Consider the following 26,020-nt stretch of genomic DNA (forward strand, 5'->3'; position numbering starts at 1 on the left):
TATCTAAATATTTAGGTAGTTTTTATATAAATAATAATTTTTTTAAAATTTCATAATTAATTGAATCTGTTAATTTTATTCGATAGTAACCATATCAAAATACTGTATAAATAAAAAACTATTTTGCACATCATTATATAGTCTTTAAAATTGTAAAATCAGTAACTATAAAGCGAGTTTTTGATTTTTCACAAGAAGAGATGAGTACAATTCAATATTGAGAAGATCTAGTCAAAATATTTAATTTTTAAGTGAATCTATAAAATTAAATATCTCTCTCTTCGCATATATGGTGATAATATTTATAATTCTATCAATTATCTAACAATGCTTAAGTCTTTCAAGTTAAATATAGTTATATTTTTTGGATTATGTGGACTAATTGTGAGCGGGATTACTGGTTGCAGTTATAACAATGTTCCTGCGACTGACAAAAAACTAGAATTTTGGACAATGCAATTAGAACCCAAGTTTACTTCATATATTACTAATCTAATTGAAGAATTTGAAGAAAATCATGAAAATGTAACCATTCATTGGACTGATATTCCTTGGGAGGTAATGGAAAATAAAATCTTAACAGCAGTCCTTTCAAATACTACTCCAGATATAGTTAATCTTAATTCTAGCTTCGCTGCAAAATTAGCTAACCGTAATGTCTGGCTAGATTTTAATCAATATATTCCTCAAAAAATTAAGAAAAGTTATCTTCCAAATATTCAAAATTCTAGTAGTATAGATAATTCTATTTTCGGATTACCATGGTATTTAACTACTCAAATTACTTTATATAATAGAAATTTATTTGAAAAATCTGGTTTAACTAGCCCACCAAAAACTTTTAATGACTTAGTAAATGTTGCAATTAAAATAAAAAAAGAAACTGGAAAATATGCTACTTTTTTTACTTTTGTACCTGGAGATTCTGGAGAAGTTTTAGAGTCCTTAATTAAGATGGGAGTTACATTAATTGATGACGAGGGAAAGGCAGGATTTAATACACCTGAAGGGGTAAAAGCTTTTCAGTACTGGGTTTTTTTGTATAAAGAAGGTTTGCTGCCTCCAGAAGTTTTAACACAAGGACATAGACATGCTCTTGATCTATATCAGTCTGGAGAAATCGCATTAATATCAACGGGTGTAGAGTCATTTTCAATGATTCAAAAGAATGCTCCAACTATTGCAGCAATCTCTGGTTCTGCTCCACAGATTACTGGTAGTACTGGAAAGAAAAATGTTGCGGTCATGAATCTATTTATTCCTCAAAGTACTAAAAAAGTAAAAGAAGCAATAAGATTTGCAGAATTTGTAACTAATACTAATAACCAATTAGTCTTTGCAAGGCAGGCTAATGTTTTGCCTTCAACTATAGATGGGATTAAAGCTTATACATCTGAACAAAAAAAATTACAATCTTCGACTCCTTTGTCTGATGCGATTACTATCAGTGCAAATCAACTAAAAAATACAGAAACATTAATACCTATACAAAAAAATATGAATCAATTGCAGAAAATTATTTATGAGCATTTACAATATGCGATGTTAGGAAAAAAATCTGTTAAGCAGTCTTTGTCTGATGCCGCCGAGGATTGGAATAACTTTATTGTCAAATAAACAATAAGAAATCATGGCAGAAAATAATTAATTTCAGCTTGCGAAATAAACAATTATTTTTTTGCTTAATATTGTACACATATGTCAAATATGGATGATTATCATTTATAATGTGATGTTAATAATGGGGCTATAGCTCAGTTGGATAGAGCAAGCGCCTCCTGAAGTTCGGGCATTCTGATTGGAAACATCAGACATGAATGTGGTCAAATTCAAGGAAACCTAAGTTCTTATTGGGATAAGGCAATCTTGAGCCAAGCTCTAAACCCCTTTTTAGAGAAGGTGCAGAGACTGGTTATCAGCATTTAGGGAAAAGTTTTAATTTAAAAAGCTGATAGCATTACGGCCACCACCTAAGGATAAATACTATCTAGGGTGAAGGGATAGTCCAGAGAGTAAGGAAACTTACACAAATCTGAAGCGCTAGGTCGCTGGTTCGAATCCAGCTAGTCCCGCTAATATATTATAAGTTCATAATCTCACATAGCTGAATATGTAACTTATTATTTTTTATTTATTTCGTAAAATTAAAAAAATAACTTAACTTATTTTAGGATCTACTTATAGAATGACTTGTTTGTACAATAGGCCTTACTTTTGTTTATTAAAAATTAGCTTGTTTTCATTTCTATATTTGACAAATTCTGTTTATGCTCAAGGAAAACAGCGTATTTATAATCCTATCCCATTAGAATATCATTCAGAAATGTATGATCGTCTGTCTGACCAAGATATTCCTACAGGAGAAGGGGGTTTTGCTAAAGACTACTGGGTAAAGCTTGATAAAGGAGATCAGGTAGCAGTTGATCTTATGTCTGATGAATTCGATAGTGTTGTATTGTTACTTGGGTCTGATGGGACAACAATAGCAGAAAATGATGACGGTCCTGATGGTAGTACTAATTCTCTTCTATTTTCTCGTATCACAGAAAGTGGTAGATATATTATTCGTGTTCATGCCTTTGGAGAAACAGGAGGAGGAAACTTTAGATTAAAAGTTACGAGGCTACGTCCTGTTAACCACTAAAATACAAAACTAATACACATAATATTAAAGACTCTGTCCACTCTACTACTGCGCCATAGGTGTCTCCTGTATGGCCTTCAAATTGTTTATTAAAAAAATAACTTATTCCAACAGAGATTATTATGCCAGTTATCATAATAATTATGCCTAATATTTCTTGGTGCGAAGTAAATATCATCCAAAGTATATTTATTATTAACAAATTTATGGTCCCAAACAATAAATCGTTAGGGTAGTTTATATATTGTTTATGAAAAAGGCCTTTTCCAGCTTTTTTTAAGTAAGTATAAAAAGTTATTGAAAAAAGTTGTGCCCATCTGCCCCATGCATAAGTAATCATTAAAATCCATAAACGATAACTATCAATAGCACTTAGAGCAACAACCTTTAACAAAATTACCATTATTCCAGCAATTACTCCAAAAGCTCCAACTGAGCTATCTTGCATTGCCATAAGCTTCTTTTGAGGATCGCTTAATGTTATCCCATCAGCACTATCAATAACCCCATCTAAATGTAATCCTCCAGTTATTAAGATACCCAAAAAAACTATCAAAGTACTTCTTATTAAGATGGGAAATCCGATAAATATTAATAAATAGTCTACTAGTCCTAATATTGTTCCAATTAAAAGACCTACAACAGGAGACCAAGCTGCAATAGATTGAAAACTTTTCTCCCAATTATTTGGTAACGGAATAATAGTATAGAAAGTAATTGATCCTAGTAAAGACTTTAACAAGGTACTAGATAGTTATTAAAGAACATTTGATTTATTTTAAGTCTAAAACTTTAAAATAGATAACTTAAGAATAATATTAATTTTAAATTTAAGGAACTATAAAACGCTTCCAGAATTAATTTATTATTAATAATATTATAGGTAAAGTAAGAAAACTTAAGAAAGTAGTTAAAATAATTGTGCGTGCAACTTGGTTTACTTCTCCTCCAAACTCTGCGCTTAAAACAACTGTATTAATTGCTGTTGGCATTGCACTTTGTAAAATCAAAACCTGTAAATCTAAACCTCTAAGGCCAATAATTTTTCCTACACATAGGGCTATAACAGGAGCTGCTATCAATCGGAGACTTGAGGATAATAACTCTAAATTAGTTATTTTAAATGTAGTACTTCTTAATTCCATCCCTAATATGATGAGAGCAATAGGAATAGAGGACCTACCTAAAATATTTAATACTTCATATAAGTTAAAAGGAAGCTCTATTCGTAATACTCTGAGTGTTATTCCTAATAACATTGCCCATATTAATGGCAATTTTAAAATTACTTGTAGACTATTTTTAAGATTAGTCCCAGCTAGAAGAGCTGGCATAATGACGAAAAGTAATACACTTGAGCCTATCATATATATAACAGCTCTTTCTAACCCAGAAGATCCCAATGCAAATTCTATTAAGGGTAGCCCCATATTCCCATTATTGGGATGCAAAGTAGTAGCTATTAAACTTTTATGGATTGTTGTTGAAATCTCAAAATATTTACTAAATAAGCTAACTAGAATGTATAAAACTAAGGCAATTACGAAAACCCCTAACAGAATTTGCAACATGCTATGGTTAGACATGTTAGTAGTATATAAACTATCAGTAACTAGAGCTGGAAATAGAATATAAATAATTAACTTGGATAAAGTCGTCTTATGAAGTTCTAATTTTTTTCCTGCAGTAGCACCAATAATAACAATACAAATAATAGGTAAAATAGCGGACAAAAGAGCAGTCATTGATAAGATATAGGTTGCATAACATTGACTGACTGTACTAAAAAATAGTCCCAATCAAAGAGCATTGTCACTCAACTAGTGCTCTCTAACTTTTTCAAATAGAGACTAAATTAATTTTAAATAAAAATTATATTGCTTAACATTTATAGTCAAGAGGACTTATAGATATATATTTGTAGATCTATTTTTACCTTTCAGAAACTAACAAAAATAAAATCAGCAATATTTTAAAATTCATCCCATCCACTAACCCCAGAAGACATGACATAACTAGTTACTGTAGACTCAAAAAAGTTCGCCTTAGTATGTCCATCTTTTTTAGTATCAGAAAATCTTTCTAAATGACTGTAAGGACTTTTAGTGAATTCTTCCCCGGTATAAAGTGGTTCTAGTCCTATGGATCGTAGTCGAATGTTAGCCAAGTATTTTGTATATTGTTCCGTACTTGACTCAGTGATACCCAATATATTACTGCCCACTATGTGATTAGTCCATCGACATTCATGATTAACAGCTGTGTCAAACATCTCATAAATTTGTTCAGTAGAGTGAGGAAAAACTTTTCTCGCTTCAGGTATAAGCTTTTGATAAAGTCTCACGTGACTTAACTCATCTCTATTAATCATTTTAAAGATGTCTGCTGATCCTGGCATTAACATTCTAGAAGCTAAATTATAGAAATAAATGAATCCATTGTAAAAGTACAATCCTTCCAGTAAAAAATCCGCCATTAGCGCTGTAAAGTAATTTTCTGCGGTGGGATCATCAATGTATTTTTGATATATTTTTGCAATAAATTCACATCTACTTCTTAAGACTTTATCTTCACGCCAAAATTCATATACTTGGTTTCTTCTGTCTGGAGGAACAATTGTCTCTATTATGTATTGATAACTTTGATTGTGCATACCTTCTTGAGATATCTGTTCAGCCATACATAAGCTTACTTCTGGAGCTGTAATACTATTTTTGAGATGAGGAATATTACAAGTTTGAATGGAATCTAAAAAAGTCAGATATGACAATATGCCGTCATAGGCATAGCGTTCATCTTCCGTTAAATTAGAATAATCTGTTACATCTTGAGTTATATCCAGTTTTTGAGGAATCCAAAAATTTTCCCTCATTTGTTGATATAAACCAACTGCCCAGGAATAACGTACATCATTTAACTGCATTAAATTAGTAGTATTGCCAAACCAGATAGCTCTATTTTCAATAGCATCGTCTCCATCCGGATTAAAGATAGGATTAGTTGACATCACTGTTCGTTTATCTATAACCATTTTCATTACATAATAAGTTCTTATAAAGTAATTATATATGATTTAAATATCCACCATTTAACTTCTAGTACTGACTTTTTAAGTATTGAGTTATATTCACTTGAAATATACTAATAAAATGGTTTTTCTAGATATAAATAGAATAATTAGAATATAAAGTATATTTTTCATATTATTTCTTTTTAATAGAAACGAGATAATATTTTTTTCGCAGATCAAAATAGTTATCATATCAAGTTAACTAATATGTCTAAATATATTAGTTAACTTAATTAGAATATTTTAAAGAAAAATTATTCGATAGTAATAAAACAATCATTTATGACTGTTTTATTACTTCTCAAAGATTTTATATTTCTTCTAAGATAGATATGATTAGATCTCCCTTCCAAAAAATATTTATGTAGTAATTTAGTGTTCTATATTTTTTTCAAAATATAGAACACTAAATATTATGATGTCGAGTAAGATTTCTTTATGTTTTTTATTTAAGGCTTTAACTATACTGTAGCTAATATCCATCTTTCTTTTCTTCAGTAGATAGTTCATACTTATAAGTTTTCCTTTCCCTTTATAGTGATGTAGAGATTATTTTTTATGAGATAAGAAAATGTGATTAACATCTTCTCATTGTTTCAAAAATTTCAAATAGTTATTACACCAAATAGAACAATCTACTAAGATGTTATCAGCACTTTTCAATAAGAAATATGATATTTTTTCTAAAATTTTTCAATTAGATTGAAAGATAAATAATTTTTGGTGAAGGATGAGGTAATTTAGAACTCTTAAATCTTTTTGAACTTCATCTATCTTAAAATTTTATTTACAATAAAGATCAAATATTACTTTGTTGCTTTTTTGAATTAGTGAAATTTATTTTCAAAAGAGTATTTATTCAAAATTCTTTAATATAATTTTTTAAACATGTGGTTATTAGTACTTATTTTAGGCACAATTACATACTATCTAATAAAACGAACGGTCGCTCCTATTACGGACACTCCTGTATGGATTGTTTGGTTGATAATGATGGGACCAGCCTTGATATGGACAATTTGGTATGAAATAGTGGGAGGAGATAAGCCCATACCTACTTTACTAATAGTGATACCTTTAATAGTTTGTTTGATTTTATATTTATATGTTATCAAAATAGGTAAAGTTAAAACATTACCCAAGCAAGAAGCCCAAAATTTAGTTTCTCCTCATGAAACTGGGAAAAATATAAATGATACTCCAGCAATACTTCCCATTACAGCTATTGAAGAAAAAGCTCTAAGAGAGTGCTTTCCTTGGAGAATTTATCATCTACAAGACATAAACTATCGCCCTCAAACTATTTTGTGTCATGGCAAATTAAAAACTCTTCCAGAAAAAGCCTATAATTTCGTAAAAAATAATATTGAAAAAATATTTGGTGATCGTTTTTTAGTACTTTTTCAAGAAGGTTTAAAAGGAAATCACTTTTTTGCTTTAGTTCCGAACCCTCATTCTAAAAAAGAAATAGAAAAATCTTTGAAAAAGCCAATATTAGCTTTTGGACTATTATTGCTGACTTTATTAACAACAACAATGGTTGGTACCTTTCAAATAGTTAATATTGAGCAAGAATTTGTAGGTAATAATCTTGTCATATTTCTTGAAGGACTACCTTATAGCTTAGGTCTAATATCTATTTTAGGAGTTCATGAATTTAGTCATTATTTAACGACTGTTCGCTATAAAGTTGCTGCAACCTTTCCTTATTTTATTCCTATTCCTTTTTTCCTAGGAACTTTCGGAGCATTTATCCAAATAAAATCTCCGATACCACATCGTAAAGCTTTATTTGATATAGCTATTTCTGGCCCTTTAGGCGGATTCTTAATCACTCTTCCATTATTAGTCTGGGGAATATCGTTATCAGATGTTGTTCCATTGCCAATAGAAGAAAATATTTCCCTTCTAAATACTAAAGCTTTAGATCCAAGATTTTCAATGCTATTTACTATGTTGGTTAAATTAGTTTTAGGAAGCCATTTTATAGCAGGAAAAGTTATTTCCCTTCATCCTCTAGCCGTAGCAGGATACGTTGGGCTCATAGTAACAGCACTAAACTTAATTCCTGTAGGACAATTAGATGGTGGTCATATTGTTCATGCTATGTTTGGACAAAGAATTGCCATTATGATTGGTCAATTAACTAGAATTTTAATGTTAATCTTAGCTATGAACAGGCCAGAGTTTTTGATTTGGGCGATCCTATTATTTTTAATGCCTATTTTTGATCAACCTGCTTTAAATGATGTAACTGAATTAGATAACACAAGAGATTTTATCGGTTTGTGTACCTTAACATTATTATTATTAATTTTATTACCAGTACCTAGCTTTATAACTCATTGGTTACAAATTTAAGGCTAATAGTATGCAAAAAATTGAATAATTTCGTTGAGAAAAAATTCTATCAATTTTCAATAGCGATTTTTGTAAAAATTAAAATTTCGTCTTTAAGATCTACAAAGATTGTATCTTCTCCTACGAATTCCCCTTTAAGAAGTAGTTTAGCAATAGGGGTTTCCAAATATTTTTGAATCGCTCTTTTTAGAGGTCTAGCTCCATAAACAGGATCATAGCCAACATTAACGATAAAGTCTAAGGCAGAATCTGATAATTGAATATATATATTTTGTTCTTCTAGACGATTACTTAACAGTTGAGTTTGCAGCTTAACAATGTCTCTTAATTGAGACCTTTGTAATCCATGAAAAATTATCATTTCATCAATGCGATTAAGGAATTCAGGACGAAAATTATTTTGTACAGTTTTGACAACACGCGAGTACATTTCACTATAACGAGAATCATCATCCACAACATCTAATATATATTGTGAACCTATATTGCTAGTCATAATAATAATAGTATTTTTAAAGTTTACGGTACGTCCTTGAGAATCGGTTAATCTACCATCATCAAGAATTTGTAACATAATATTAAAAATATCAGCATGAGCTTTTTCTATCTCATCAAAAAGAATTACAGCATATGGATGACGACGAATAGCTTCACTTAATTGTCCTCCCTCATCGTAACCAACATACCCTGGGGGTGCTCCAATCAAGCGAGATATAGTATGCCTCTCCATATATTCAGACATATCAATACGTACTATCGATTCCTCAGTATCGAATAAACTTTTTGCAAGTGCTTTTGCCAATTCAGTTTTTCCAACTCCTGTAGGTCCAAGAAAAAGAAAACTAGCAATAGGGCGTTTTGGGTCTGCAAGGCCAGCTCTTGATCTTTGAATAGAGTCTGCAACAGCAGTTACAGCTTCTTCTTGCCCCACTATCTTTTCATGAAGGTCATCTTCTAAATTTAATAATTTTTCTTTTTCCGATTGTACTAGTTTGTTAAGAGGAATTCCTGTCCATCGAGATATGATTTCAGCTATATCTGATGGTACTACTTCTTCCCTAAGTAAAATTTTATTTTGATTGTTTACAGTTTTATCTTCTAATTCTTTTATTTGCTTCTGTAACGTTGACAATTTGCCATATCTTAACTCAGCAGCTTTGTTGAGATCGTAATCCCTTTCAGATTGTTGAATCTCTAAGTTAACTTGATCAATAGTTTTTTTTAATTTTAGTATTTGATCGATTAGTGTCTTTTCTGTTTGCCATCGTGAATTAAGATCAAATTGTTCTTGCTTTAAATCAGAAATCTCTTTCTCTAAAATTTTTAATCTTTCGCAAGACAGATGATCTTCCTCCTTATTTAAAGACAGGCGTTCCATCTCTAGTTGAAGAATTTTACGATCAATTTCATCTAACTTTTCTGGCTTAGAAGTAATTTCTATTTTAAGTTTAGCAGCAGATTCATCTATTAGATCGATAGCCTTATCGGGCAAAAAACGATCACTAATATAGCGATCAGACAATACTGCTGCAGCTACTAATGCTGTATCTGCTATCTTTACTCCATGATGAACTTCATAGCGTTCTTTTAATCCACGTAAAATAGAAATTGTATCAATTACGTTAGGCTCGTCTATTATGACTGATTGAAAACGTCGTTCTAAAGCAGCATCTTTTTCAATATATTTTCGATATTCATTAAGTGTCGTTGCTCCGATACATCTGAGTTCGCCTCTTGCTAGCATAGGTTTAAGTAGATTTCCAGCATCCATCGCTCCCTGAGTAGCGCCTGCTCCAACTACGGTATGTATTTCATCAATAAACAAAATAATGCTACCTTGAGAATCGATAACTTCTTTTAAGACTGCTTTTAATCGTTCTTCAAATTCTCCTCGATATTTTGCACCTGCAATTAAAGACCCCATGTCTAAAACAATAAGTTTCCTATCTCGTAAAGATTCAGGGACATCTCTATTAATTATTCTTTGAGCCAAACCCTCAACGATAGCTGTTTTTCCTACTCCAGGTTCTCCAATTAAAACAGGATTATTTTTAGTCCTGCGAGACAAAATTTGGATAGTACGACGAATTTCATCGTCTCTTCCAATAACTGGATCGAGTTTTCCTTCCTCAGCTAACTTTGTTAAATCTCTTCCATATTTTGTTAATGCTTCATAATTAACTTCTGGATTTTGATCGATCACTTTTTTTTCCCCTCTAATTTCTTTTATAACTTTTTCTAAATGTTCTTTGGATAGGTTGATTTGCTTAAATAAGTCTATTCCGAAACGATTATCGTAAATATATGCCAAAAGTATGTGTTCTATAGAAATATAATTATCTTGAAATTCTTGTCGAAAGTTTTCACTTTTATCAAAAAGTTTGTCTAAACTGTATCCTAGATAAACAGATTCTATAGAATTGGATACTTTCGGTTGATTAGAAATAAATTTTTCAGTAATATCTTGTACTTTGTTTATATCAACATTTGCCTTATTAAATACTCTTATAGATAATTCATCTTTCTTTATAAGAAATTTCATCAAATGCTCAGTTTCAATTTGTTGATGTTTGTTTTCTTTTGCAATTTTTGGAGTTTCAACGATTGCTTCCCATACTTTTAATGTAAACTTGTTAGGATCAGTAGGTTGCATTTTTCAAGGTACATTGATTAACTTATATTTTTTATAATATCTTAATTGAAAAAATAACGAAGGACGGATCTCCTCACTATTTAGGGTTTATTTGTTAATATATGAAACATGAAAAAAATTAATATAACTATCTATAGTTATATATTTTATACAGTAGAAGCTATACAGATATACATAAAATTTTTATCAAAGTATGACTAGCATACTCTTGCAAGTCACAATCAACTGGGATTCTTCACAAAGTCATCAAACAGTATGGATAGAAAATAACTTATTATATTGGTTTTAAATATTAAAGTTTTATCTATATTTGGAAAATTAATATTTTGGCAAAAATTATTTTCCCCGCTTGTATGCTGTGATTAAATATATAAAAATCTTAAAGAATAAAAACTATATTTTTTAGGATTGTAGTAAAGTCTTTTAACTGTTTGAAATATTCATTAAAGTATTTTGTATTGTTAAAAGAAGCATAATATATCTCGCATTAAAATATTTTATGGAAGCTTGTTTTCCTGCTAATTATTATTTATTAACTATGAAATTGTTAGGGGTAAAACTTTATCTATAAGATTATTTTTTACTTTATCATCACACAGATAATAAGTATTAAATCAATATAATTTTTAATAACCTGAAACAATCAATATACATTTATGGTCAACTTATACAAATAATTACAAAGTTCACAAAATCATGTAGTATTGTTAAGGAAGTAAATCGGAACAATTAGGAACTTTTATTTAGAGCATACATTAAGTTTCCTGTAATATAAACCTTCAAAGTTCCTAGCATTAACGGAAGCACTGAGGCTTCATATTAATATCTCGATAAAACAATAACTATAGCTAATATTTCGCTATCGTAAATTCTACCTAACATACTATTATCAATTACTCTTCATTTCGTGATACCATCCCCGAATTAAACTACTATTACGTAAAAATCGTATTATGAAGCTAACTAAAAGTAATCTTGATCCTGTCCGTTCATACCTAAGAGAGATTGGTCGTGTCCCTTTACTAACTCATGAGGAAGAGATTCTTTATGCAAAACGTGTACAAAGATTTGTAGATTTAGAAAAATATCGTGAACTTTTCACTAAAGAAACAGGAAAAGAACCAACAGAGACCCAATGGGCTCAAGCAGCAAGAATATCAAGAAGAGAACTGCATTCTGCGATAGCCTCAGGTGAAGCTGCCAAGCGTAAAATGGTTGAAGCAAATCTTCGTTTAGTTGTATCAGTCGCGAAAAAATATCTCAAACGAAATTTAGATCTATTAGATCTTATTCAAGAAGGAACTATTGGCATGCAGAGGGGAGTTGAAAAATTTGATCCTACAAAAGGATATCGTTTTTCGACTTATGCTTATTGGTGGATTCGCCAAGCAATTACTCGTGCAATTGCTGAAAAAAGCCGTACTATACGTCTTCCTATACATATCACTGAAAAACTTAATAAAATTAAAAAAGCGCAACGAGAACTTTCGCAAGCGAGAGGAAGAGATGCAACTATTGCTGAATTAGCTGAAGAATTGGATCTTACTCCTAAACAAGTTAGAGAATATTTAGAAAGGGCTCGTCAACCATTATCATTAGATTTAAGAGTAGGAGATAATCAAGATACAGAACTGGGAGATCTTTTAGAAGATGATGGTCCCTCACCCGAAGATTTTGCCACTCATTCTTCTCTACAATTTGATCTAGAAATACTTATGGAAGATCTAACAACTCAGCAAAAAGAAGTTATTGCTTTGAGATTTGGATTAACTGATGGGCAACCTTTAACATTAGCTAAAATTGGTTGTCGCCTAAATATCAGTCGTGAAAGAGTTAGGCAAATTGAGAGAGAAGCTCTTTCTAAACTTAGAAAACGTAAGGCAAATATTCAAGAATATTTAGCTAGTTAAGCTACAAAAATATTCTTAAGTAAAATATGAAGATTACGGTTTTACTATCTTAAATTTACGGTTTTACTGGTTTAGATATTTTTCAAAACTTGTTATTCTAAGATGAAGTAATATTTATAATATGAAATATTAATCTAGAGACAATGTGAGGTAAATGATGAGTAAGGAATTAGATCGCTCTCAAGATTTTTTTAGTAGTGAAAACGAGACTGGAGACGCTTTATGGAAATATGTTCAATCTCTTAGTTCAGAAACTATTTCTCAACTATCTAAACCTGACTCTATAGAAGTTTTTCAGGTTATGGAGCAAAATGTCATTGGTTTACTAGGTAGTCTTCCCTCTGAACATTTTAATGTAACCATTAGTACAAGTAGAGATCACTTAGGAAAGTTATTAGCCTCAGCAATGATGAGTGGCTACTTTTTACGGAATGCAGAACAAAGACTAAATCTTGAGCAATCTTTACAAGCAATTGATAATAATTTACAAAATGATAATCAATCTCATATCTAATTTATAAAAAACTTTAAAAAAATTAAATCCAACTCTATAAATATTATTTTATAGAATTTCTGATATGTAAGTTGAGATAATAGCTTTATTTTATTCATTCTAATAAGAATCAAAACGTGCTTAGCTCAATAATTTAGAATCACAATTACTCAAAACCATGTTATTTTGAAGCATGGTTAGTATAGCTACAATGATTAAACAAATTTTACTGTATCATTGATATAATTAAGTAGTTTTAAAATAATAGAAGCCTTAAGTAAAGTAAATTTCAAAAATATTATATGCAAAATTGATCTCATATATAGCTTGTTTTTAGCTCAATATGTCAATTAACTATAAATGAATTTGAGAGATATTTAATACAATTAGACGCTCACTAAAGCTTTACAGTAACTAATTTTTATTTTTATTCTATGGATGATTCTAATTGGGTAGATAGCGATGAATTGATTCAACATTCATCATCTTCTAAGTCGAAAGTTTTATATTCACAACCTAAATCTTTTAAATTTCAACAGACCTTGGCTATGGTAGAAACTGCTTTTTTAGCAAGTGCAAGTAGCTTGATTTGGTTAATTAATACTTATGTCCCTTTGGGTATAGTATTGCGAGTTTTTTTCCCTATTCCGATCGCAATCTTGTGTCTAAGATGGGGAAGTCGCTCAGCTTGGATGGGATGGTTAGTATCTGGACTACTATTGACAGTTTTAATGGGTCCTATTCAAAGTATTCTTTTTATAACTAATTATGGTTTACTAAGTATACAATTGGGAGCATTTTGGCGTAAAAATATCAGCTGGGAATTTTCAATATTTATAGGCGCTATAATCTCTATTTTTAGTTTTTTCTTCAAATTTTGGTTATTTTCAATTTTGACAGGAGAAGATTTATGGCAATATTCTATTAATCAAATGACTAGTCTTGCTGAATGGTTATTTTTAAAATTCGGAACTTTAATACAACCAAGCTTTTTATTAGTTCAATTATTTACATGCTTATTAATATTTATCAATAGTATCATCTATTTATTTGCTGTACATGTAGTAGCATTAATGGTGTTGGATAAATTAGGCAATCCTATTACACGCCCACCAAAGTGGGTTCAAATAATTTTAGATTATTAATATATCCAATACATATAGGTTAATTGATAAATTTTTTCAGACCCTGATCTCAAAGGTCAATATTATCAGATTGTTCAATAACACCTTTTTCAGTTGTGTAAACTAATTTACTATCACTAACTTCATGTTTCCCTTGATTTAAAAACTGAGCTACATAACGCAGTTTATGTTTTATTACTTCGTTTTCCCTATTAAAAACAGATGACCTTTCTTTTCTTTTAGAGTTTCTTATATTAATCTTAGTATTTCTTGATTGGATAACAAAATAGCGAATTAAAGGTAATCCTAGAAATAAGGATGCATAACTAAATAAAAACCAATAAAAGGAGTTTATAAAGCCAATAAAACCATCAAGCTCTAAAATAATATTTTGATCTTTTAACAATGAACCTAATACTAAAACTAATATAAAGTTAATTACACCTAAACTAACAACCGAAACTTTTTGACTACTACTGATACGAGTGAAGTTGTATAGTTTTTCCTCAAAATTTGTATTAACGTGCTTTTCAGGCAAGCTTTCAGTAAATGTTTGTAATTCAGGAAAACTATATATTAATTCACCTTTTGATGTAACATTTGGGATACCAGCGAATCTTTTAAGCACTGGTAAAACATAATCTTCATTATCTTCATTGTATTTGTTAATACCATCAAGATAAGGTGCTAATTGCTCTGCAATCACAACTCCTTTATTGTTATAAATAACTCTACTAATTATTTCCCAACGAATTTCTTCTAAATTTAAGTTTGGATTTCCATCTCCAAAAAGAAAAGAAAAAACTGCTTCTAGAAAAGTAATTTTTTCGGATGTCGTATCTTCCTTATATTTAGAAGAGGAAAAAGAATTATAACTACGAGTAGGGTAAAAAATCCAAAATAAATCACCAAAGTTAGGTAAGAAAAAAAAGCTTATTCCTCTACTTTGATTGGAGTATCTATTATTTTCTTCTCTATCAGATTGTAGACTTGTAATAATAATAACTATGGCAGCAAGTACTACTAGAATTGAAGAAATTAAAATAACTCCGAAAGAAATTCTAATTAAATAAAACAAAACCGCCCAAACTTTTATCCAAATTACGTTTAACCTTGAAATTAAATTTTTTTTAAAAAAAATAGTACGAAGGTTTTTGGAAAAAATATAAATAATTGTTCCTGATTCAGTTACTTGTAAATTACCGAATGTGTCTGATGCTAAGCTAAGTAATTCTTTTTGTACTACAGAAGGACTAATCCCAGAATATGAAGCTACATCTCCAACAGTAACGCGATAGTCTAGTTTTTCAACAGAATCAATAATTTTTAACTGAAGAGCCATATGATAAATACCTTATTACAAATCCTATCTCTCAATTACTAGTTATATGATGAAGAAGTTTTTAATTTATGAATATAAACTACTGTCTTACTATATTATATATAGAATTTATATTATTAACAGTAAACTAGTATTTTAGTTTTTATTAAAAAAACACTAAAAGTTTTCATAGTATACTTTATTGTCTTATTAGACATAGCGTACTAAAGTTGCATTGAAAGATTAGGCATAAAAATTATATAAAATTTATTTTAAGATAATACTTTTTAAAAATTACTTTTATTTTTTCAATTATTTAATAAATCATATCATTTAAAATTTTGGTAATTAATTAGTCTTAAAAACTTATACAAGAAATTAATTTATACTTCTTTTTATTACTATAAAATTGATATGTACTTGATTTTTGAGATAATTATTCATGAAATCGCTTGAAGCAGAAGTTCATAAATCTCTAAAAGAATTTTTAAAACAATGTCGAAAACCTTTTGGAGAAAGTCACTTAACAATGGCTAGACTAATTTCACATATTTTATGTCTTCAACGTTCTGCGATTATTCAAACTAATAGTTCTATTTCTTATTATGGTTTAAGCTACTTGTTCCCATCTTTATTATTTAACAGGCCAATTTTACTAGTTGCACCTTTAAGTATTCAACATAATTTTAAAAGACGAGAAATACCTTATTTACGGCAATGGTTAAAGCAACACAATATTATTTTTAATGAGACATGTGAGAAACGGCTAAATAACTTTCATGGATTACTTATTGTTTCCCCACACATCTGGTTACATAGTTATTTTAAAGAGCAAAAATACTTACTTTCCAACACTTTAACTTTAATTGATAGAGCTGATCACTTAGAAAAATGGACAAGAAATTACTTGACAGTTACTATTACTCCTAGAAGTTGGAAAAACCTAGAAGATAATTATTTGTATTTTAGTACTTTAATTTATAAAGTAAAATCTTTCCTTAAATATTCTATTTCTAATTATTCTGATAATCCTTATCAACAATATCTATTAGGTTTAGAAGAAAAGAAAAGTCTACTAACTCTCTGTAAAAGTATTCCTCAGGATAGTTTTTTAAATCTTGTTGAGGAGAAAATTTTAGATGATAACTACTTTTTATGGGCATCGATAAGTCGTCAAAAACGTACTTTTTTGATTCATCTAAGTCCTCTTGATCTCTTTTCTACTTTATCTCCATTACTTCATAGCTTTAACACTATTTTTATTGGAGAAATTCTAGATTATAATAAATCTGCTCTTATATACAGGAAAAATGTTGGTATTAGGGAAAAACTTTTGTGTTTAAAACTTTCTCAAAATCAACTAAGTAAAATAGTCAATCTATATATCTACGATCGTCTACCAATGCCTAATACTTCAAGGTTTCAAGAAACTTTAATACTACACATAAAAAAGATCGTTCATGGTAGTTATAGTCAATTAAAACCTATCTTAATTATTATTGATGATATTCCCCTTAAAAAGAAAGTTGCAGTTTCTCTAACTTCAGAATTTGGATCAAAAATAAAAATAGAAAAGATCAAAATTGAAAATAACTATATATTAATTAGTAGTTGGAAATTTTGGAAAAATAATCAAGATAAATTACCACCACCCAAATTATTAATTATTGCAACTTTACCATTTCCATCTTTAGAAAATCCTCTAGTTTCTTCAAAAGTGAATTACTATAAAAAACAATATAAAGATTGGTTTTATTCATATCTCTTACCAACTGCGTTGCAAGAAATGCAACGTTCACTTATTTCACTTAGAGCATCTAAAGGAACGATTACCCTATTAGATAATAGAATTAATTATCGTAGCTATGGAAAAAGGTTCCTAGCCGCTCTTCAACCTTATGTTAAGATCAGCTATATAAAATAAAGATAATTAAATATATTAACCTTTTATTTATATCGCGCTATTAGGAGATAACTGCTTGTCATATATCTTAAGAACTCTTGCATATAGATCAAAAGAAAACTGGATAATAAGTCATAATTCCGAAAAATTTCATCAGATTACTAAAATCTATATAGATAGGTTCATATCAATAAAAAAAAACCAGAATAATCCTAGAATTATCTTAATTCAGAATCAAAACAATCACCTTAATTTTTTATCTGCGTTCTTAGCAGCAAATATCACACAATGCCATGTTTTTTTATGTAGTAAGAAAAATGGCAGGATAATGAATGGGTAGAAGTTCTAAATTTAATAAAACCACACTTTATACTAGGAAACAATCATTTAACTGATGACAATTTTAATTGTTCATATTATAAACATGAAATTAATAATGTTAGTTTGCCTAAGAGTAGTTTAATTATGATTCCAACAGGTGGAACATCAGGAAAGATACGTTTCACAATCCATACATGGGATACTTTGTCTTCTTCAGTATGGGGCTTTTCAAAATTTTTTGGACTAAAAGAAGTTAATACCTTTTGTGTATTACCTCTTTATCATGTTAGCGGCTTAATGCAGTTTATTCGTTCTTTTCTAGTTGGTGGACAAATTGTTATATATTCCTACAATACATTAAAAAGTAATTTTATTCCTTCAATTAAAAGAGAAAAAACTTTTATTTCACTAGTTCCTACGCAATTTAAATTTTTGCTAACAAATAATCTTCACTTCTTGCGTAAATTTGCAACTATATTATTAGGAGGAGGACCTTCTTGGAGTTACCTATTAGAAGAAGCTCGAAAGCATGGCCTAAATTTATCATTAACTTATGGTATGACTGAGACAGCATCTCAAGTTGTCACTTTAAAATCTAGAGATTTTTTAAAAGGTAATAATAGTATTGGTCGAGTTTTGCCTCATGCAATAGTGAACATAAATAAAAAAGAAAAAGTAATTCAAATTAATTCGAATTCATTATTTTATGGATATTATCCTAGTTATTCTCGGCAACAAAATTTTATTACTGATGATCTAGGATATTTTGATAATAAAAAATACTTATATCTAACTGGAAGAAATAGTCAAAAAATAATTACAGGTGGAGAGAATGTTTTTCCGTTAGAGATTGAAAATGCGATTTTAGAAACTAATTTGGTTAAAGACGTTTGTGTACTAGGCATTGATGACAACTCATGGGGAGAATCAATAGTAGCTATTTATGTCCCTAAAAAGGATGATACTAGCACTGAAGCTATCAAATATTTAATCAAGCTAAATTTGATAAATTTGAGTGCTTACAAACGACCTAAACATTGGATAAGAACTAAATGTCTATCATACAATGAACAAGGTAAATTGAATTATCAAGAACTCAGAAAAATGGCTCAAAAATTTATTTTAAACAAAATAATGCAGGGACTATGAGAATAGTTCCCTGCATTAACTTATGCACTAACAATTTTAACTGAGATTAAAATTAATAAAGTGTTTCTTCTTGATGAGTCATGATAACACAGTCAGATGTAGGATAAGCAACACAAGTAAGAACAAACCCTGCTTCTATTTGATCATCATCTAGGAAGGATTGATCAGATTGATCGACACTTCCTGAAAGTAATTTACCAGCGCAAGTAGAACAAGCGCCTGCTCGACAAGAGAAAGGTATTTCTAAACCTTCTTCTTCAGCTACATCTAGGATATACTCATCTTCTGGAACTTCCAGAGTAGAATTAATTCCTTCTTCTTCGTTAGTCAAAGTTACTTTATAAGTTGCCATGATTGTCTCCTCTTCTCAAGTGAAGAATATTTTATCTTGACAATAAAATTCATATATTTGAATTTTACTGATAAATATCTACTACCTTTGATACTAAGGGAAAAAACTCTTAAGCATAAGGAGGGATTAGTAATCAGATTCTTAAACAGACTTCAAATAAGTTTTACTTATGTTTCTTTCCATTACATAAAAATATAAGAGGCAATTTAACCCTATTTTTTAAATTTTTCTAAAAAGTAAAAACTATTTTGATAACTTGAGTCTATCTACATCTTACATCAAGGATATAGACAAACTCAGGGTATTGATTTTTAATCTTTTTTAAGTTGATAGTAAACACCCCAAATAGCCATAGCACGTAAATAATGAGATGCTCTAAAAGTCCCTACTGGTGTAATTGCTTCAGGAGTTCTAAACTGTAGTCCATTCGCATATATTTGTTCAACTACAACTTTTGTTAACTCTAAAGCCTGATTCTTCATTCCCATTTGTATTAAAAAAGCTGCTAATCCGAAATTTATTCCTACCCAAACTTCTTGAGGATGAGTAGAATTAGGATTTTCTGGTGTACCATCAGACCTTACTCCGTTGGCAGCTCCATATTGTCCATCATAAAAGTTTAAAAAACAGGCTTCGTAAATTTTTGACAAAGCTGATATTGTACAAGAAGTATCCACTACATCAGGCAAATTTAATAGGCGTGCATAAAATTGGCCACAAAGCTGATCCGTCATAATTGTATCAGAACCACTTTTGCTATCTAATTGATAATATTCTCCGTTCCATAAAGTCTCATGATAAATTAAGCGAGATTTCTTTAACCAATCATCATATTTGGTAAGATTTTCTTGTATGAAAGCTAAAGAATTTTGCAAATCTGGATGGGAATTGTTTTCACTATTTTTCAGTAAAATCTTTCCTATGCCAATAGCAGCCTCCAAAGCAGTAATCCATAAGGCACCACAATATGAACTAATTCCATGTAACTGCCAATCATCAAAAGTTTGGTCAGGCGCTCCTGAGTTTTCTGGAATACCATCGTCATCTAGGTCAAACTTTTTCAAGTAATCTAATGTTTCAACTATAGCTGGCCAACATTCCTGTAAAAAATTGATATCTTGAGAATCTGTCAACAAAAAATCTCTATAGACTTGTAAAACAAAATCACTACCTAAATCTTTCCACAAATTACAATCTTGATAGCTAGTATAGTTTGTTTCTTCCCAAGGGTGTTCGTTCGGTGCACCTAAATCATGAGGAACTGCGCCTTTAACTTTCCTAGGGGCAAGAGATCTGTCATAACCAATAAGTCTTAGAGTATGATCACTTTTAGAAATTGATTCTGCGAATGTTTTGATAACTGCTTTCTCTAGAGACGGCCATAATGCTAATAATCCGAATGATCCATACAATCTAACATCTAAACTTTCATACCAACGATAATCTATACATTCTAGAACTCCAAATTTACCAACTGGATAAGATTTAGAAGATGTTGTCCAAAGAGTCCCGCCGTCAGTTAATAGATACAGCTCGTTAAACAGAGCCATTTTAAACCAGTCTGGTAAATCTTTATCATTTAAGATGGGTAATTGATATTCAAGAATTTGCTCTCGCCATATATTTAAAGACTTTAGTCCAGTTTCTGCTATCATCCATGCATTTTTACCATTAATACCAAAGAAATCAGTGTACCGTCTATGATATTGATTACCAAGGGAAAATTCTGTAATAGGTAAATCCCAAGCTAGAGTAAAAGGTATTTTTTTAACTTCTCCGGGTTTAATAACAAATTTAACCGCCATAGCAGCAGCTATTTGTTCATCTGGCTTAGCTATGGTCTCATCTAATGTATTTGGTAATGTTCCACTTGCGGAGAAATGATCCCAAACTTCAGAGCCATTACCAGAAGGATTCCATTTACCTAAATAGGAAAATTCTAGATCTGGATCATGAGCAGTAGCGAAACATATTTGGCCTTCGCCTTCACTTATAGAATCATTTACGCGTAAACGATCTAAGATAAAACCAAATTGAGAACTACTTTGTTTCCACTTGTTAAAATTTCCTTGACTAAAACCTAATTGCGGCGAATATTCGTATTCAGGACTACCATCATCTCTAACTTCAATTTTGGGAGTCTTGATCGAATTTGTAAACCAACCTATCATATTTTGCCAAGTTAGCATAATGCTTAAAGTAATAGGCTGATCCGTAGGATTAGATACTGTCCATTCAAAAATACCTATAGGATAGCTAGTCTCTTGATAATTATCAGGAATAATAGGTGAGAACTGTTCACAAACTATTTTTGCTTCAAATATTCCTTCATATTGATACCAACTACGAGGATACAATGCATAATAAGTTCCTTTATTCTTTGGATACCAATTCCATTTAGATAAAGTCTTATCTTCTGGCTCTTTCGTTGATAATGCATAAGCTTTAGTTTTTCCATCTTTTAATTCTTCAAAAATACTAAATTGACAAGATGAAATAGTTTTAAAAACATGCTCTCCACCATCTAAATGCCATAAATTAAAATCTCCGGCAGAAGAACGACCAATGCAACCTGCTCCAAAGCCTCCAATTGGCATTCCATGCCAAGGGCCATCATCTAGATTGCTAGGATATCTTACAGTGTATGGATTGCCCCAACCCTTCCCAATAGAACGTTGCCAGCTACAGGAAGGGATATCGGTACCAAAAGATGAGTTCTTCATAGATTTATATGATAAAAGTAAGTATTAAACTAGGATTATTTTTAAAATTCTAAATTTTTTTGATATTTAATTAACATAGATTATAAAGCTTATAATTTGTGCTAATCATAAAAAAATACTATAGATATAGTAGGCGAAAATAGTCATTGATTAGATAAATTAAATAATGAAATCGCCATAAATAATTAAATTTATTTATTAATAACTTACATAACAAAACTATTTTTACTTGAGAATTTTGAATAGCTATGAGGTGAGTCACTTTCGTCATATATTTCTCCTACCAATTCCTCTAGAATATCTTCTAAAGTTACTAATCCCACCGTTCCACCATACTCATCAACCACTATGGCAATGTGAAATCTTTTTTGTAACATTTCCTTTAATAGACTAGGGGCTCTTTTCGTTTCAGGAACATAGACTGGATTATCCATCGCTTCCGTTACTTTTACATCTCTAGAAGAAGAGTTTAAAATTTGTAAAGCTTTTTTCAAGTGCACAATCCCTACAATATGATCTTTAGATTCTCCTTGAATAGGAATTCTAGAATAGCCTGTTTCCAAAGACAAATTGATTAATTGTTGCAAGTTTTCTTGATGAGAAATAGTTGTCATTTCCAAACGAGGCTTAACAACATCTTTTGCCATCAATTGATCTAACATCAAAGCTTTATTAAGTAGTTGATGTTTATATAAGTCTAATTTACCTTTCCCTTCTAAGATTTCTATCATTACTTGAAGATCATTTAAAGACTCTCCTGATGGTGCGCTTTTTTCTGATGTACCATGAAAAGCCTGTATTGTTTTCTGAGTTATTTTTTCGAAAATTTGTACAATTCCTAAAAAAGATAATAACTGAGATAATAAAAATATTGGGCGAATACACCAGCGAAAGAAAGCCCTAGGATTTAAAATAGCTAGAGATTTTGGTGTGATTTCCCCAAAAATTAAGACTATTGTTGTAACCATTGCAGTGGCAATTCCTAGGCCGGCACTACCTAGCCACATTGCAAATAAATTACTTGTTAAGATTGCTAAAAAGTTATTAACTAAGTTATTACCAATTAATAAGCTTGTAATAAAGCGTCTACGATTTTTTAGAGCTAAACGATATAAGGTAGAAGAATCCCCTTGCTTTTCGATCAATCCTCGTAACTTTAGATTATCGAATGCTGTAATTGCAGTTTCAGAGCCTGAAAAAAAAGCAGACAACAATAACATTAAAAAAATGACAGTTAGGTCTAACCAAACCTCTCCTAGTAGAGGACCTGGTTTGACTAAAGTAAGAAGATTAATATTCTGGTTTAACAAAATTATAATATTTCTAGAGAAGTCCTCAAAAAACTAATGTATAACGTAAGCGTTATTCATTGCCCAAACAATTAATGCGCCAATAAAACCAAACACGAGGAAAGCCGAAATAGCAACTAGAACAGGATTATCAGCTCCTTCAAACTTCATAGAGCCACGATTTAAATCTGACATATAGATTAACCTTCTAAAAACTAATGTTAACTAAATTAGCACGTATTAACAATATAAGTTAACTGTACTCTAACTATTAAAAAGATCGCACAGTACTTACATTTATATGTATTTCCTGCTTACGTATATTACAATATAAATATGAAATAATGAAAATTTAATTATTCAATTAATAGTAAAAATATTATATTTAACCTATCAATATCCATTGTTAGTAGTACTTTAAATCAAAAGTATCTTTGATTTAAAGTGCTACTAGAAAATAACTTACTCTTCTTCTTCTTCAGCTTCTTCATCTTTTGGATATACAAAGCTATTGGAACGGCCAGAAAGAACCGATTTTCCGAGAGATAGTGCTTTAGCAGCCTGTAAAGCCGCTGTACGTTTCCAGTGTGCTTTACGATGGTCTCGTTTTGAATTAGAAGTCTTTTTCTTAGGAACTGCCATTAGATTTGATTATAAATTAGTAAATAGCTTACTTATTGTACTGTACATCAAAGTTTATTAGCTAGCTTGATAATCAATTAATTAAAAAATTTCTTCCATAGATAAATAAACAAACAAATTAAAAAATATTTAGCTAGCTTTAATGACAAGAGCTTAATGAGAAAATTAAAATTTCAGAAATACTATTCAATAATTTTCTCTCTAAATCCTATTAAATAATGTTTAGACAGCTGAGAAATTAATTTTTAAATTAGCCTAGATACAAAATAGTTGAAAAAATATAATAATATTTTATTTGATGCATACATGTATTTACCTGATTGAATACTTAGATGATTTATATGGTTTTAACAAAGATTTTGCTTCATAAAAATAAAGAGTTTCAACGGTCACTCCTCCCCGTTTCATATCAACTTTCCCAATTTCTTTCATCTCTTTAAAAAAATCGCGAAATTCATTAGTCAAGCCAGGCATTTCATGAAACCGCTTCAATGTAATATAAAGAGCATCCTTCCCTACTAATTGATTCATATTTGTCCAAAAAGTAAAACCTCTTCTGTCGTAACTAAAACAAGTTACAGGAATAGATTTCAAAGGTCTTAAAGCAAGGTCAATTAAACCACTTAAATAATAAGCATTTGTAAATATAAAATCAGAATTTTGTAAAGCTTCTAGCAGCATAGGTGAATCAGAGACTTCTTCTTTAAGTTGCTTTACATTAATAAGTTCTGTAGAAGGATCGGTCTTAGTATTTAAAAATCCTCCTAAAATTGCATATCTACTTCCTTGTAACAAAAACCCTGTATTGATATGAGCTAATATTAATAGTAATAAACAACTAATTAAAACTATATTGATTTTTAACCATTTTTCTATTGTCTTTTTTGAGTTATCCTGCCATTTTTCTACATAAAAACCTAATAATAGTATCAAACTCCAAAATCCAGGCATTGGCCAGGTTGCTAAAATTTGTTCTTTGCCTCCCAAAATATTTAAACCTAGTATTAATGGTAAAGACATCCAAAGTATAAACAACTTCTTCCTTGATAAATACTTTTCATCTTCTGTTCTAATTTTATTATTTATAGATGTAGATATTTCTGTAAATACTGTTTTTATAGTTACCCACCATAAAGGAATACCAATTGTGGGAAATAATAAACCAATATTAGTTAAAAAAGCATTAAAAATTTTTAAAACACTATAGGGTTTAGAAACATTGGGAACAGATGAAAACCGATCAAAAAGTTGAAATCTCAAAGATACCCAATCATGCTGATAATTCCAAAATATTAAAGGAAATAATACTGTAACAAAGGAAGCAAATCCAAGTAGACACCAACTTGATAGTACAGCACGACGATAAATTCGATTACTTAAACAAAATGTAAATAAACAAAAACCTAATACAAAGCCATGATATTTACTTAAGCAAGTTAATCCAATTAAAACTCCGAGAATACTTAAGCGGTATGTAGGACGATAGTTTATATTTTTCTTAGGAAACAATTCACAAGTAGCACAGTATATAGATGCAGACCAAAAAAAGATAAGAGGACTATCAGGTAATGTTATTACTCCAAAGCCGATTTGAAAAATTGGAATAATCGAAGCAAGAATTAATGTTATTTTGGCTGTTTTTTGATTGAATAACCTTAAACTAATTAAATATAGTAAAAATAAACTTCCTGTATATAAAAGTAATGTTCCAATTCGAAGAGTAAATGGGGAAGTAATACCTGTGAACCAGATACCGAAACCAGTTGTTAAGGATACGAATAGAGGATGATCAAAAAAACTCCAATCTAAATTTTGAGTATAGAGATAATAATACCCTTCGTCATAACCAGGAAATAACCAAAAAGCAATGATTGCACGAAAAAATAGTCCGAAAAGTAAAATATAAAAAATTGATAATTGATTGTCTGAAAAAATATTCTTTTTATACAAAATATAAATTAGTAAATATTTTATTAACTATATAAAGTAGTAAGTGTAGCATTCTTTATATTGATTCTGTAAATATTTATCGTTTAAAAATTTTTATAAATTTAATTGTTTATGC

At 30.0% G+C, this 26,020-nt stretch carries 19 protein-coding genes; 8 read left to right on the forward strand and 11 right to left on the reverse strand.

From position 1 onward, the window contains the following. Nucleotides 1-327 precede the first annotated feature (327 nt). Together UCYN_RS05835 and UCYN_RS05840 are read left to right on the forward strand one after the other, a co-directional pair. On the forward strand, nt 328-1,617 hold the full coding sequence (locus UCYN_RS05835) for an ABC transporter substrate-binding protein (protein ID WP_012954592.1): 1,290 nt from the start codon (nt 328-330) through the stop codon (nt 1,615-1,617). 568 nt (nt 1,618-2,185) lie between these two features. Further along, nucleotides 2,186-2,644 carry a PPC domain-containing protein gene (locus UCYN_RS05840; protein WP_041487789.1) on the forward strand — a complete coding sequence of 153 codons (459 nt, stop codon included), beginning with the start codon at nt 2,186-2,188 and terminating at the stop codon, nt 2,642-2,644. Here UCYN_RS05840 and cobS read toward each other — a convergent pair. From cobS to UCYN_RS05855, 3 genes are all read right to left on the reverse strand, one after another. Next, the gene (gene cobS / locus UCYN_RS05845; RefSeq protein WP_012954594.1) at nt 2,634-3,386 is read right to left on the reverse strand and encodes an adenosylcobinamide-GDP ribazoletransferase; all 753 of its coding nucleotides are present in this window, start codon (nt 3,384-3,386) and stop codon (nt 2,634-2,636) included. The genes UCYN_RS05840 and cobS overlap by 11 nt on opposite strands. A gap of 115 nt (nt 3,387-3,501) precedes the next feature. Further along, nucleotides 3,502-4,389, reverse strand: coding sequence for an AEC family transporter (locus UCYN_RS05850; protein WP_012954595.1), 888 nt, complete (start codon nt 4,387-4,389; stop codon nt 3,502-3,504). Nucleotides 4,390-4,616: 227 nt separating this feature from the next. Then, nucleotides 4,617-5,651, reverse strand: a complete 1,035-nt coding sequence (locus tag UCYN_RS05855; RefSeq protein ID WP_148207787.1) for a ribonucleotide-diphosphate reductase subunit beta — start codon at nt 5,649-5,651, stop codon at nt 4,617-4,619. Between the two features lie 951 nt (nt 5,652-6,602). Between UCYN_RS05855 and UCYN_RS05860 the strand changes: the two genes are divergently transcribed. Continuing rightward, on the forward strand, nt 6,603-8,075 hold the full coding sequence (locus UCYN_RS05860) for a site-2 protease family protein (RefSeq protein WP_012954597.1): 1,473 nt from the start codon (nt 6,603-6,605) through the stop codon (nt 8,073-8,075). Nucleotides 8,076-8,124: 49 nt separating this feature from the next. On the opposite strand, the gene clpB is transcribed toward UCYN_RS05860, so the two are convergent. After that, on the reverse strand, nt 8,125-10,728 hold the full coding sequence (clpB, locus tag UCYN_RS05865) for an ATP-dependent chaperone ClpB (RefSeq protein WP_012954598.1): 2,604 nt from the start codon (nt 10,726-10,728) through the stop codon (nt 8,125-8,127). A 953-nt stretch (nt 10,729-11,681) separates the two neighbouring features. Between clpB and UCYN_RS05870 the strand changes: the two genes are divergently transcribed. The 3 genes from UCYN_RS05870 to UCYN_RS05880 all read left to right on the forward strand — a co-directional run bounded on the left by UCYN_RS05870 (nt 11,682) and on the right by UCYN_RS05880 (nt 14,276). Next, nucleotides 11,682-12,638, forward strand: a complete 957-nt coding sequence (locus UCYN_RS05870; RefSeq protein ID WP_012954599.1) for an RNA polymerase sigma factor, RpoD/SigA family — start codon at nt 11,682-11,684, stop codon at nt 12,636-12,638. Nucleotides 12,639-12,795: 157 nt separating this feature from the next. Then, nucleotides 12,796-13,152, forward strand: a complete 357-nt coding sequence (locus tag UCYN_RS05875; RefSeq protein ID WP_012954600.1) for a DUF760 domain-containing protein — start codon at nt 12,796-12,798, stop codon at nt 13,150-13,152. A gap of 413 nt (nt 13,153-13,565) precedes the next feature. Next, nucleotides 13,566-14,276, forward strand: coding sequence for a DUF2232 domain-containing protein (locus UCYN_RS05880; protein ID WP_012954601.1), 711 nt, complete (start codon nt 13,566-13,568; stop codon nt 14,274-14,276). A gap of 49 nt (nt 14,277-14,325) precedes the next feature. Here the strand turns inward: UCYN_RS05880 and UCYN_RS05885 are convergent, their stop codons facing one another. Further along, nucleotides 14,326-15,597, reverse strand: a complete 1,272-nt coding sequence (locus UCYN_RS05885; RefSeq protein WP_012954602.1) for a hypothetical protein — start codon at nt 15,595-15,597, stop codon at nt 14,326-14,328. A gap of 421 nt (nt 15,598-16,018) precedes the next feature. Between UCYN_RS05885 and UCYN_RS05890 the strand changes: the two genes are divergently transcribed. Both UCYN_RS05890 and UCYN_RS05895 read left to right on the forward strand, forming a co-directional pair. After that, nucleotides 16,019-17,500 carry a helicase C-terminal domain-containing protein gene (locus UCYN_RS05890; protein ID WP_012954603.1) on the forward strand — a complete coding sequence of 494 codons (1,482 nt, stop codon included), beginning with the start codon at nt 16,019-16,021 and terminating at the stop codon, nt 17,498-17,500. Nucleotides 17,501-17,944: 444 nt separating this feature from the next. Further along, on the forward strand, nt 17,945-18,949 hold the full coding sequence (locus UCYN_RS05895; RefSeq protein ID WP_012954604.1) for an AMP-binding protein: 1,005 nt from the start codon (nt 17,945-17,947) through the stop codon (nt 18,947-18,949). Nucleotides 18,950-19,001: 52 nt separating this feature from the next. Here the strand turns inward: UCYN_RS05895 and UCYN_RS05900 are convergent, their stop codons facing one another. The 6 genes from UCYN_RS05900 to UCYN_RS05925 all read right to left on the reverse strand — a co-directional run bounded on the left by UCYN_RS05900 (nt 19,002) and on the right by UCYN_RS05925 (nt 25,905). Then, on the reverse strand, nt 19,002-19,301 hold the full coding sequence (locus UCYN_RS05900; RefSeq protein WP_012954605.1) for a ferredoxin: 300 nt from the start codon (nt 19,299-19,301) through the stop codon (nt 19,002-19,004). A 311-nt stretch (nt 19,302-19,612) separates the two neighbouring features. Next, on the reverse strand, nt 19,613-22,024 hold the full coding sequence (locus UCYN_RS05905) for a GH116 family glycosyl hydrolase (RefSeq protein ID WP_012954606.1): 2,412 nt from the start codon (nt 22,022-22,024) through the stop codon (nt 19,613-19,615). 206 nt (nt 22,025-22,230) lie between these two features. Beyond that, nucleotides 22,231-23,244 (reverse strand): hemolysin family protein, encoded by a 1,014-nt coding sequence (locus UCYN_RS05910; protein WP_049765584.1) that lies wholly within the window; start codon nt 23,242-23,244, stop codon nt 22,231-22,233. Nucleotides 23,245-23,367: 123 nt separating this feature from the next. Beyond that, on the reverse strand, nt 23,368-23,508 hold the full coding sequence (locus UCYN_RS06215) for a hypothetical protein (RefSeq protein WP_012954608.1): 141 nt from the start codon (nt 23,506-23,508) through the stop codon (nt 23,368-23,370). Nucleotides 23,509-23,775: 267 nt separating this feature from the next. Continuing rightward, the gene (gene rpmF, locus UCYN_RS05920; protein ID WP_012954609.1) at nt 23,776-23,955 is read right to left on the reverse strand and encodes a 50S ribosomal protein L32; all 180 of its coding nucleotides are present in this window, start codon (nt 23,953-23,955) and stop codon (nt 23,776-23,778) included. Between the two features lie 312 nt (nt 23,956-24,267). Next, complete coding sequence (locus UCYN_RS05925) at nt 24,268-25,905, reverse strand: ArnT family glycosyltransferase (RefSeq protein ID WP_012954610.1); 1,638 nt, start codon at nt 25,903-25,905, stop codon at nt 24,268-24,270. Nucleotides 25,906-26,020 lie beyond the last annotated feature (115 nt).

The sequence above is a fragment of the Candidatus Atelocyanobacterium thalassa isolate ALOHA genome, assembly GCF_000025125.1.
GTDB classification, from domain to species: Bacteria; Cyanobacteriota; Cyanobacteriia; order Cyanobacteriales; family Microcystaceae; genus Atelocyanobacterium; species Atelocyanobacterium thalassae.

Bases quoted from the DNA above. Each gene is read 5' to 3' on its own strand.
- rpmF (WP_012954609.1), bottom strand. From the start codon at position 23,955: ATGGCAGTTCCTAAGAAAAAGACTTCTAATTCAAAACGAGACCATCGT.
- UCYN_RS05850 (WP_012954595.1), bottom strand. From the start codon at position 4,389: ATGACTGCTCTTTTGTCCGCTATTTTACCTATTATTTGTATTGTTATT.
- clpB (WP_012954598.1), bottom strand. From the start codon at position 10,728: ATGCAACCTACTGATCCTAACAAGTTTACATTAAAAGTATGGGAAGCA.
- UCYN_RS05905 (WP_012954606.1), bottom strand. From the start codon at position 22,024: ATGAAGAACTCATCTTTTGGTACCGATATCCCTTCCTGTAGCTGGCAA.
- UCYN_RS05890 (WP_012954603.1), top strand. From the start codon at position 16,019: ATGAAATCGCTTGAAGCAGAAGTTCATAAATCTCTAAAAGAATTTTTA.
- UCYN_RS05840 (WP_041487789.1), top strand. From the start codon at position 2,186: ATGACTTGTTTGTACAATAGGCCTTACTTTTGTTTATTAAAAATTAGC.
- UCYN_RS05885 (WP_012954602.1), bottom strand. From the start codon at position 15,597: ATGGCTCTTCAGTTAAAAATTATTGATTCTGTTGAAAAACTAGACTAT.
- UCYN_RS05860 (WP_012954597.1), top strand. From the start codon at position 6,603: ATGTGGTTATTAGTACTTATTTTAGGCACAATTACATACTATCTAATA.
- UCYN_RS05875 (WP_012954600.1), top strand. From the start codon at position 12,796: ATGAGTAAGGAATTAGATCGCTCTCAAGATTTTTTTAGTAGTGAAAAC.
- UCYN_RS05880 (WP_012954601.1), top strand. From the start codon at position 13,566: ATGGATGATTCTAATTGGGTAGATAGCGATGAATTGATTCAACATTCA.
- UCYN_RS05835 (WP_012954592.1), top strand. From the start codon at position 328: ATGCTTAAGTCTTTCAAGTTAAATATAGTTATATTTTTTGGATTATGT.
- UCYN_RS05910 (WP_049765584.1), bottom strand. From the start codon at position 23,244: ATGTTATTGTTGTCTGCTTTTTTTTCAGGCTCTGAAACTGCAATTACA.
- UCYN_RS06215 (WP_012954608.1), bottom strand. From the start codon at position 23,508: ATGTCAGATTTAAATCGTGGCTCTATGAAGTTTGAAGGAGCTGATAAT.
- UCYN_RS05855 (WP_148207787.1), bottom strand. From the start codon at position 5,651: ATGTCAACTAATCCTATCTTTAATCCGGATGGAGACGATGCTATTGAA.
- UCYN_RS05895 (WP_012954604.1), top strand. From the start codon at position 17,945: ATGATTCCAACAGGTGGAACATCAGGAAAGATACGTTTCACAATCCAT.
- UCYN_RS05900 (WP_012954605.1), bottom strand. From the start codon at position 19,301: ATGGCAACTTATAAAGTAACTTTGACTAACGAAGAAGAAGGAATTAAT.
- UCYN_RS05870 (WP_012954599.1), top strand. From the start codon at position 11,682: ATGAAGCTAACTAAAAGTAATCTTGATCCTGTCCGTTCATACCTAAGA.